We start from the raw sequence: 8,876 nt of genomic DNA, 5'->3' as shown, positions 1-8,876 counted from the left end.
CGACCACGACCACGACCACGACCACGACCACGACCACGACCACGACCACGACCACAGTGAGCATAATCACTAAGTGGCTGTAGCCACCAACAAATAACCTCCAACGTGCTGCTCAGCTATTAGTCGAACTATTAATAGCCGTGAGCAGCCACTCGCGGAAGGACGCCATGGCGTGGGTTTCTGTCCGTGTCTGTAGGCGAGTAAGCCAGTACCCCCCCAAGCTGACAGTGGTGTCGAAAGGCTGTATCAACGCGCCACTGTTCAGTTGCCGGGAGAACATCAACGGTGGCGCCAATGCCACTCCTGCCCCTTGCAGAGCGGCTTCCACCATAGCGATGGAAGAGTCAAACACAATGCTTTTGGTCATCGGGAAGCTGCGGGGCAGCCCTGCCGCCAACAGCCACTCTGTCCACTCATCGGCGCGATAAGAGCGCAGCCAAGTCTCGCCTAATACATCGGCGGGCGTTGAGAGCCGGGAGGCAATCGCAGGAATACACATTACTGAGAGCGACGCCGGTAACAACGGCTGGGCAGCGGTGCCGTGCCAAGCGCCCGTGCCAAATCGAATAGCGAAATCAAGACCTTCAGCAGCTAGATCTGCGCGATTGTTATGGGTCGAGAGCCGCAAATCGACAAATGGATACTCCTCCTGAAAATCTTCCAACCTTGGCAGCAGCCAGCCAACGGCAAAAGTGCCCACCACGCCGACGTTTAATACTTCGCGGTAGTTACTTTCGCCTAACCGATCCAGCGTATGCGACATCTGATCGAATGAGCTTTTTAGCACGGGCAGTAGCAGTTCACCCTCTTGGGTGAGCATCAGCCCACGGGGCAAGCGTTTAAATAGCGGCACCTTCAGTTGGCTTTCAAGCAGCTTAACCTGATGGCTAACCGCCGCCTGGGTCACATGCAGCTCTTCTGCCGCTCGGGTAAAACTCAAATGTCTGGCGGACGCTTCAAAAGCACGTAAGGCCTTTAATGGCAGGTAGGAACGCACCAGATGACCTCCAAATTTTTCTAATGGCTCATGCAAAATATCGCCGCTTGTGAATAACGGTAGCGCACCGTATGTTAGCTTTTTAGCACGCTTATATAGCGACGTTCCCGCTTATCTATATAAGTGAAACTCATTAAACGCTTTGTTTAAACACTAGGAACAGGATTCTGGCATGCGTAAGATGTTAGCAGCAAAAACCCGCCTTATCATGGCAACTTCGCTATTATTTGGTGGTTCTGCCTGGGCGACTGATGAGGCTGATAGCGCCGCAATTGAAGCGCTGGTGAACGATACTATTGCCCCACTGATGGATGAGCATCGTATCCCAGGCATGGCGGTCGCGATTAGTACTAATGGCCAGCAGCATTATTTTAATTATGGGTTCGCCAATCAAGAGGCGGACATCCCAGTCACTGACGCAACACTTTTCGAGCTAGGCTCTGTCAGTAAGGTCTTCACTGCTGCACTAGCAGGCTATGCACAGTCTAGCGGCGCGCTTTCGCTTTCTGACCCGGCTAGTCAATTCTTACCTGCCCTTAAAGGCAGTGCCTTTGATGGCATCACGCTGTTGGAACTGGGGACCTACACGGCAGGCGAGCTTCCGCTGCAGTTTCCTGACGCGGTTGAAAATGAAGAGCAGATGATCGACTACTATCGCCAGTGGCAGCCTGTGTCCGCCCCTGGCAGCCATCGGCTCTATTCCAACCCAAGCATCGGCTTGCTCGGCTACCTAACCGCACAACGCCTTGATAAGCCATATGAGACCCTAATGGAGGAAGTGCTGTTCGCTCCGCTCGGGCTTGAGCACAGCTACTTTCAAGTACCAGAAGGGCAGCAGGCGCATTACGCCTACGGTTATTCCAAAGAGGACGAACCGGTCCGGGTGAACCCAGGTGTGCTGGATGCCCAAGCTTACGGTTTGAAATCGACGGCCGCAGACGTTCTAACGTTTGTGGAAGCGAATATGAAGGGTGCTGGGCTTGAGTCTGGAATGGATGAAAGCAAGCTTCATGAGGACACGCTTGATGAGTCCCTAAGCCACGCCTTAGAGATCACGCGCACTGGGTACTTTGGGTTCGGTAATATGACTCAGGGCTTGGGTTGGGAGAGCTACACTTACCCAGTGGCGCTTGAGCAACTACTGGAAGGTAACTCGCTTGAGATGATTTTGGAGCCAAACCCCGCCAATCGCTTAAGCCCGCCGTTGACCCCACGCCAGGATGCGCTCTACAACAAGACCGGCGCCACCAACGGCTTTGGTGCCTACGTGGCCTTTGTGCCTAGCGAGCAAATCGGTATTGTGCTGCTGGCTAACCGCAACTACCCCAACAGTGCGCGTATTGAAGCGGCTCATCATATTCTGACGGCACTGACCGATGCACCCTGAAGTATTCTTCACGCGTGCTTTTAAGATTGCCGCCTTCGGGCGGTATTTTTATGCCATCACCGCGCGTATCGCATCACTGAAAGTTGCATTCTCGGCTCTCGATAAGGAGACTAGCACCCCTTCCCCCTTACTTTACGTCCCCTGCGAAGAGCCTTCCTATGCGCCTAAACGCTGATTTTAGCCACTTTGCCTGTGTTACCCCGGAAGAGTATCAATGGGTCGACTCCCCCAGTCCGGGAGTAGAACGCATGATGTTTGACCGGATTGGTGGCGAAGTCGCACGTGCGACTAGCCTGGTTCGCTACGCCCCCAACTCGCAGTTCGAGCGGCACATGCACGGCGGCGGTGAAGAAATTTTGGTGTTAGAGGGTGTCTTCGCCGATGAACATGGCCGCTACGCGACGGGTAGCTACTTAAGAAACCCCGTGGGTACCGGCCATACGCCGAAGATTGGCGAGGAAGGCGCGCTGATTTTTGTCAAACTGCATCAGTTTGATCCTAACGACACACTACAGCTGGCAGTGCCTGCCCATCGGCTTCCCTGGCAGCCTGATAGACGCCCGCGCATTGTCTACAAAATGCTGCACACCTACAAACAGGAGCGCATCAGCCTAGAAAACTGGGCTGCGGGCACGTCTATTACGTACCCGACCCTGATGGGGGGAATGGAGTTCTTGGTCTTAGAAGGTACCCTCAGCGATACTGAGCAAAGCTACTCTGCGGGTACTTGGTGCCGCTACCCCAGTGGCGCGGCCCCGGCGCTCACCGCCGGTAGCGAAGGCGTCATGATGTATCTTAAACGAGGTCATTTGCCGGCCGCTTAGGCGTGCGATAGACCTACAAAAGGGAGCAGCGTGAGGGCGGCAATCAGCCCTACCGCTATCAACACCAGCACGACTTGTACCGGGTGCGCGCTCAGGCGGCGCCACAGCGTTGCCGCCTCGCCGCGCTCAATCGTCGCCTGGTGCTCACGCTGCACGCGCTCAAAGCGCTCGGCTTGATAAGCGTTCAACGCAGCGGTCGCCGCTTCATGCTGATGTGGATTACGCAGCCAAATGGCATCGACACCTAAGCGGAAAAAGCCCGCCTGGGTTTCATAGGTATCAAAGCCGTGCGCTGCGAATAGATCGCGCACTTCCATCGCTTCCTCATCGGTCACGTGGCGCAGCCGGAACAGTAGTTCAGCCATTGGTTTTCCTCATGTATTACTGCTTCGCAGATTGAGTCTATGGCAAGTGTATAGCCTTTTATTACCCTAAGCCCGCCATCAAGCGCTGTCTTTCATGGATCTCGGTCAGCACTGATGATAAATAATCGTTACCATGCTGGCATTCAGCCAGTTACGCTGGCCGCTTTATAGGAACAGACTATGCCCCTCCGCCCGCTTGGCGATTATCTTGAGGCACTTCGCTCAGATACACCGCTGGTTCACTGCATGACGAACTACGTCGCTATGAATAGCACCGCTAACTTGCTGCTAGCCACAGGGGCCTCGCCCGCCATGCTGCATGCGCCTGAGGAAGTGGCTGAGTTCACCGTTCTCTCTGCGGCACTGTCTGTCAATATTGGTACGATTTCTGCTCACTGGGCCGATGCTATGCTGATCGCAGCGGCTACTGCCGATCAACATGACATTCCGTGGGTGTTAGACCCTGTCGCCGTTGGCGCAACGCGCTATCGCCAAACTCTTTGCACACGACTGCTGGCCTTGAAGCCTGGCGTTATTCGCGGCAATGCTTCTGAAATTCTCGCCCTCAATGGCTTGGCCAGCCAAGGCCGTGGCGTGGATGCAACTGCCACCACAGGGCAAGCCGTCGAGGCTGCAATAGCGCTGGCACAAAAGCACGGCTGCGTGGTGGCCATGACCGGTGAAAGCGACTGGGTGACCGATGGCACACAGCATTATCGAATTGAGGGCGGCCACTCGTTGATGCCGCATGTCACGACGCTGGGCTGCGGGCTGAGCGCGCTAGTGGCCGCTTTTGTGGCCGCTAATCGCAAGGCGGCACTGGGCGCAACATCGGCCGCATTGGCCTGTTTTGCCGTTGCTGGTGAACGTGCGGGCAGCCACGCGCAAGGCCCCGGTAGCTTTCAAGTAGCCCTTCTGGATGCGCTCTACCAACTCACCCCTACGGATCTCACTACGCATACTCATCTGGAGGCGGTCTATGCCGTTTGATCTATCGCTGTATTTAGTCACCGATGCCGCGCTATGCCACGATTACGGATTGGAAAACACGGTCGAATCCGCGGTAAACGGCGGCGTGACGATCGTCCAGCTACGCGATAAGCACGCCAGCGACGCCCAGATGATTGCGCAAGCAAAACGGCTGAAAAGCGTACTGGCGGGCACCGGCGTACCGCTGATTATTAACGACCGCTTAGCGGTAGCGCTAGAAAGTCAGGCAGACGGTTTGCACGTAGGGCAAAGCGACACCGCCGTGCAAGCGGCGCGGGCAGCGATGGGCGAGCAGGCGATTATTGGCCTTTCGATCAACACGCATGCCCAGCTTGATGCAGCGCCACGGGCACTGCTCGACTATGTAGGGGTTGGCCCGGTGTTTGCCACCGGAAGTAAGCAAGATCACGCGCAGCCAATTGGCTTTGACGGCTTGGCCGCACTGGTAGCCGCATGCCGGCTCCCCAGCGTTGCCATTGGTGGGCTAAAGGCTGAACACTCGAACCATGTACGGCGCGCAGGCGCAGACGGCTTAGCGGTTATTTCGGCTATTTGCGGCCAGCCCGACCCGGCTCAAGCCGCGCGGGCGTTTAAAGCGGCAACAGCCTCATGAATCAGCTAGTGCATCTCGTTACGTTTGTGCGGGTTGCCGAGCTGGGTAGCTATACACAAGCAGCGCAGGCGCTGCGATGGAGAGTCACTCATGTTACCTAGCCTGTTTATATCTCACGGCTCGCCGATGCTGGCGCTGAACAAAACTCCCGCTCATGCTTTTTTACGCGAATTGGGCAAACGTCTCTCACCTAAAGCCGTTATCGTGATATCGGCACATTGGGAGAGTTCGTCACTCAAAGTAAGCACCACCGCCAAGCCAGAAACGATTCATGATTTCGGAGGATTCCCGCGGGCGCTTTTCGAATGCCAGTACCCTGCTTCAGGCGACCCTGAGCTTGCCGAACGGCTGGCGCTGTTACTGGATGCCGAGCGAGTAGAGCGTGGCATGGACCACGGTGCCTGGGTGCCACTTTCGTTGATGTTTCCAGCTGCTGATGTGCCCGTCGTGTCACTATCATTGCCCGTGCACTGGCGTAATAGCGAGCTTGTCGCGCTTGGCGAAAGGCTGTCGGCACTGCGAGAAGAAGGTATTTTGATTATCGGCTCAGGCAGCCTGACCCATAACTTGTATGAGCTGATGCCGATGGGCAGTCAAATGCCCACCTGGGTAGATGAGTTTTCAAGCTGGGTGACGCGCCATGTGGCCGCTAATGATCGTGACGCACTGCTGCACTGGGAAAAGGCGCCGCAGGCCAATAGGAACCACCCCACACCTGAGCACTTTCAACCGCTGCTTGTCGCGATGGGCGCCGGTAACGAAGCAACTCAGCTGCATCACAGTGTTGAGCACGGCGTGCTAGCGATGGATGTCTACCAGTTTGCTTGAGGGCAGATTAAGAGGTTGGGCGGCGTTTTAAGGTAGTCCGACGGTCGTAGTACGCCACAGCAATCCCACTACCCACAATCAAGACGCTGCCCACCCACACCCAGATATCCGGCATTTCACCCCAAAACCACCAGCCCAGTATCACTGCCCACAGCATGGCGGTGTAATCAAACGGTGCGGCGATAGCCGCCGGAGCAAACCGAAAGGCCAGGGTGATAAACACCGTTGCCGCCACGCCAAGCACGCCCGATGCCATAAAACCTGCCCAGTGCCAAAGTTGGGGCGTTTGCCACACCCAAGGCAGGCTCACCGCGGTCACTAAGAACGGCACTAGCGTGACATAGAACACCATAGCCCAGAGATACTCACGAGCGCCGTAGCGGCGCGCCGTAATCATCATCAGTGCATAAAATAGGGCCGCCGCTATCATGCTGAGCGTGCCTATTTGAAATGCACCCTCACCAGGACGCACCACCACGAGCACACCGACAAAACCCACCAGTGAGGCGGCTAGCACCGGCGGTGCAATTCGCTCGCCAAGCAAAGGCACAGATAGAAGTGTGACAAACAACGGAGCGACAAAGGCAATCGCCGTCGCCTCAGCCAGCGGAAGCAGTGTTAAGCCCACCACGAAGAACACCATGGTACCGGTATAAATCAAACCTCGAACGGCATGCATCCCTGGCCTTCGAGTACCCAGTTTACGCAGCCCTCCCGAAAAATGGGCCAGCAGGGCAATAAGCGGCAGCGATATCAGCGTGCGAAAGAAAATAATCTGCAGGGGCGAGTGCACCTCACCAAGCCACTTGGCGACGGCGTCACCCAGCGCTAGAAAAAACACGCCGACACACATGCTGAGAATGCCCTTTAGCGACGTTGTCACCGCTGCCTCCTATTTATTAATCGTTCAAAACAAAAAACCCCGCCAACGCAGATTGGCGGGGTTATATGCCAGTAAAGTGCGTTATAAACTGGCGTTAACCACCATGCAGTCCATGCCTTGAGAGTGCAGTTGGCGGCATGCCTGACGTGCTCGCTGCTCATCAAGCGCGACTAAGCGGGCACGATAAACCGGCGTTTGACCAGCGATGGTATCTACTTCAACACGGCCACCGACGCTTTGGTCTACCCGCCGCGCTGCCTGCTGGGCAAGATGCCTTGCCTGCGTTTCTTGGCTAAAGGCGCCTACTTGGATTCCCCAACTGCCACCGGATTCAGATACCGAGGCCATCTGCTGCTCACGCTCAATAAAAGCCTGTAAGGGATCATGCTGCGGCGCGGCTTGCTGCTCATTGAGACGCTGTATACTCGACACGTCAGCCAGCTGAGCATCGAGATCTTGAGCAGGCATCGACGACTGCGAAGGAGATGGGGATGGCGTGGTTTCCACGACGGCCAGCATGGGCTGACGCTGCACCGGCGGCGTAACCGGTTGGGGCGGCGTCAACGCAGTGGGACCAAATGTCATAAATTCTTGCGCTACATTGGTGCTGGCCATCCAGGTTGACTGGTCGCGTAATGACGCACGCAAAAAGCCGCGGTCCAGCAAGTTAGCCATATGGGTATCACGAGACTGAGCGGAAAAGCCGCCCATTACCACAGCCATCAGCCGGCGATTGCCGTGTACGGCCGTCGTCGCCACGTTAAAACCAGAGGCGCGAATAAACCCAGTTTTAAGGCCATCAGCCCCGGGATAATCACGCACTAAGCGGTTGTGGCTGGTATGCCGGGTGCCACGGTAAGTGAACTCTTGCAGGCCAAAATAATGATAGTACTGAGGAAAATCCTGCATCACGCGCACAGAAAGCGTGAGCATATCGCGCGCGGTGGTCACCTGGCCGTCATCCGGTAAACCGGATGCATTGCGAAAGGTCGTGGCGTGCATGCCTAATTCGCGGGCTTTGGTCGTCATCATGTCACTGAAGCGCTCTTCGGTGCCGCCCAGCGCTTCCGCTATCACCGCTGCGACATCGTTAGCTGAACGCACCGCCAGTGCACGTATTGCCGTATCAACAGGAATAGAGCTTCCCGCTGCTAGCCAGAGTTTTACGGCCGGCTTAGCAGCGGCAACGCTAGAAACGGGCAAGGGCTGGTCAATACGCAGGGTTCCAGCGTGAAGCGCCTCGAAGGTCAAATACAGCGTCATCATTTTAGTCAGCGATGCAGGAAAACGCTGATCATCAATATTTTCGGCATACAGCACTTCACCATTATCCAAATCGACCACAATGCCCGCATAGCGCGGATTATCAGCGTGAGCGCTGGTGATCAACGACAGCATGAGTAGTAGCCCCATACTCACTGTCCATGCCGCCGATGCTTTACCGACAGCGTGTTTTACCCTCGCATACATGCCTCTGCCCCTTGCTCGTTATCAACGCGCTCATACTGTTCCACTACCATGCCACACTCAAGGCGCAACACAAGGCTTTCCCATGACGGCAAAGTACTCATTATGGCTACCTATAATAGGCTCAGTATATACCCAGTTCGGCTCACCTAGGGAGAGTTAGCTGAGAGGTATAAAAAAACCGACCCAAGAGGGTCGGTTTTCATTCGCTATTCAAGACGCTGACGACAGAGGATTACTCTTCTGCTGCGGCTTCTTCAACAACGGGACGATCAACTAGCTCAACATACGCCATAGGCGCGTTGTCGCCGGTGCGGAAACCGCACTTAAGAATACGGATGTAACCACCCGGACGCTCAGCGTAACGCGGGCCTAATTCGTTGAACAATTTGCCGACCGCTTCTTTAGAACGCGTACGGGCAAACGCCAAGCGACGGTTTGCAACGCTATCCTGCTTAGACAAGGTGATCAGCGGCTCGATAACGCGACGCAGTTCCTTGGCTTTCGGCAGGGTTGTCTTAA

General features: G+C 55.8%; 10 protein-coding genes. 5 read left to right on the top strand and 5 right to left on the bottom strand.

Annotation, left to right across the window (positions count from 1 at the left end):
* Positions 1-112: 112 nt before the first annotated feature.
* On the bottom strand, positions 113-997 hold the full coding sequence (locus tag ACTH5D_RS16420) for a LysR family transcriptional regulator (protein ID WP_441673107.1): 885 nt from the start codon (positions 995-997) through the stop codon (positions 113-115).
* A 181-nt stretch (positions 998-1,178) separates the two neighbouring features.
* Between ACTH5D_RS16420 and ampC the strand changes: the two genes are divergently transcribed.
* Positions 1,179-2,384, top strand: coding sequence for a class C beta-lactamase (gene ampC / locus ACTH5D_RS16415; RefSeq protein WP_441673109.1), 1,206 nt, complete (start codon positions 1,179-1,181; stop codon positions 2,382-2,384).
* A 158-nt stretch (positions 2,385-2,542) separates the two neighbouring features.
* Positions 2,543-3,208: a cupin domain-containing protein gene (locus ACTH5D_RS16410; RefSeq protein ID WP_441673105.1), complete on the top strand. Its 666-nt coding sequence runs from the start codon at positions 2,543-2,545 to the stop codon at positions 3,206-3,208.
* Here ACTH5D_RS16410 and ACTH5D_RS16405 read toward each other — a convergent pair.
* Entirely contained in the window at positions 3,205-3,573 is a 369-nt protein-coding gene (locus ACTH5D_RS16405) for a DUF6164 family protein (RefSeq protein ID WP_441673103.1), read from the bottom strand. The genes ACTH5D_RS16410 and ACTH5D_RS16405 overlap by 4 nt on opposite strands.
* A gap of 180 nt (positions 3,574-3,753) precedes the next feature.
* On the opposite strand from ACTH5D_RS16405, the gene thiM reads away from it, so the two are divergent.
* The 3 genes from thiM to ACTH5D_RS16390 all read left to right on the top strand — a co-directional run bounded on the left by thiM (position 3,754) and on the right by ACTH5D_RS16390 (position 6,004).
* The gene (gene thiM / locus ACTH5D_RS16400; protein ID WP_441673101.1) at positions 3,754-4,563 is read left to right on the top strand and encodes a hydroxyethylthiazole kinase; all 810 of its coding nucleotides are present in this window, start codon (positions 3,754-3,756) and stop codon (positions 4,561-4,563) included.
* Positions 4,553-5,176, top strand: coding sequence for a thiamine phosphate synthase (gene thiE / locus ACTH5D_RS16395; protein ID WP_441673099.1), 624 nt, complete (start codon positions 4,553-4,555; stop codon positions 5,174-5,176). The genes thiM and thiE overlap by 11 nt, the downstream gene beginning before the upstream one ends.
* Positions 5,177-5,266: 90 nt before the next feature.
* Positions 5,267-6,004 (top strand): DODA-type extradiol aromatic ring-opening family dioxygenase, encoded by a 738-nt coding sequence (locus ACTH5D_RS16390; RefSeq protein WP_441673097.1) that lies wholly within the window; start codon positions 5,267-5,269, stop codon positions 6,002-6,004.
* Positions 6,005-6,011: 7 nt separating this feature from the next.
* On the opposite strand, the gene ACTH5D_RS16385 is transcribed toward ACTH5D_RS16390, so the two are convergent.
* The 3 genes from ACTH5D_RS16385 to rplQ form a co-directional block, all read right to left on the bottom strand.
* Positions 6,012-6,887: a DMT family transporter gene (locus ACTH5D_RS16385; RefSeq protein ID WP_441673095.1), complete on the bottom strand. Its 876-nt coding sequence runs from the start codon at positions 6,885-6,887 to the stop codon at positions 6,012-6,014.
* Positions 6,888-6,968: 81 nt separating this feature from the next.
* Complete coding sequence (locus ACTH5D_RS16380) at positions 6,969-8,357, bottom strand: D-alanyl-D-alanine carboxypeptidase (RefSeq protein WP_441673093.1); 1,389 nt, start codon at positions 8,355-8,357, stop codon at positions 6,969-6,971.
* Between the two features lie 232 nt (positions 8,358-8,589).
* A partial coding sequence (gene rplQ / locus ACTH5D_RS16375) for a 50S ribosomal protein L17 (protein ID WP_441673091.1) occupies positions 8,590-8,876 on the bottom strand: 287 nt, incomplete at its 5' end.

The organism is Halomonas sp. (assembly GCF_052095695.1).
In the GTDB taxonomy this organism is placed as follows: Bacteria; Pseudomonadota; Gammaproteobacteria; order Pseudomonadales; family Halomonadaceae; genus Vreelandella.
Note: the sequence above shows the minus strand (reverse complement) of the source record. Positions and strands in the feature narration are given on the sequence as shown.

What these genes read in the sequence shown, in the direction of transcription:
- ampC (WP_441673109.1), top strand. Translation starts at nt 1,179, where the DNA reads ATGTTAGCAGCAAAAACCCGCCTTATCATGGCAACTTCGCTATTATTT.
- ACTH5D_RS16410 (WP_441673105.1), top strand. Translation starts at nt 2,543, where the DNA reads ATGCGCCTAAACGCTGATTTTAGCCACTTTGCCTGTGTTACCCCGGAA.
- ACTH5D_RS16405 (WP_441673103.1), bottom strand. Translation starts at nt 3,573, where the DNA reads ATGGCTGAACTACTGTTCCGGCTGCGCCACGTGACCGATGAGGAAGCG.
- thiM (WP_441673101.1), top strand. Translation starts at nt 3,754, where the DNA reads ATGCCCCTCCGCCCGCTTGGCGATTATCTTGAGGCACTTCGCTCAGAT.
- thiE (WP_441673099.1), top strand. Translation starts at nt 4,553, where the DNA reads ATGCCGTTTGATCTATCGCTGTATTTAGTCACCGATGCCGCGCTATGC.
- ACTH5D_RS16390 (WP_441673097.1), top strand. Translation starts at nt 5,267, where the DNA reads ATGTTACCTAGCCTGTTTATATCTCACGGCTCGCCGATGCTGGCGCTG.
- ACTH5D_RS16380 (WP_441673093.1), bottom strand. Translation starts at nt 8,357, where the DNA reads ATGTATGCGAGGGTAAAACACGCTGTCGGTAAAGCATCGGCGGCATGG.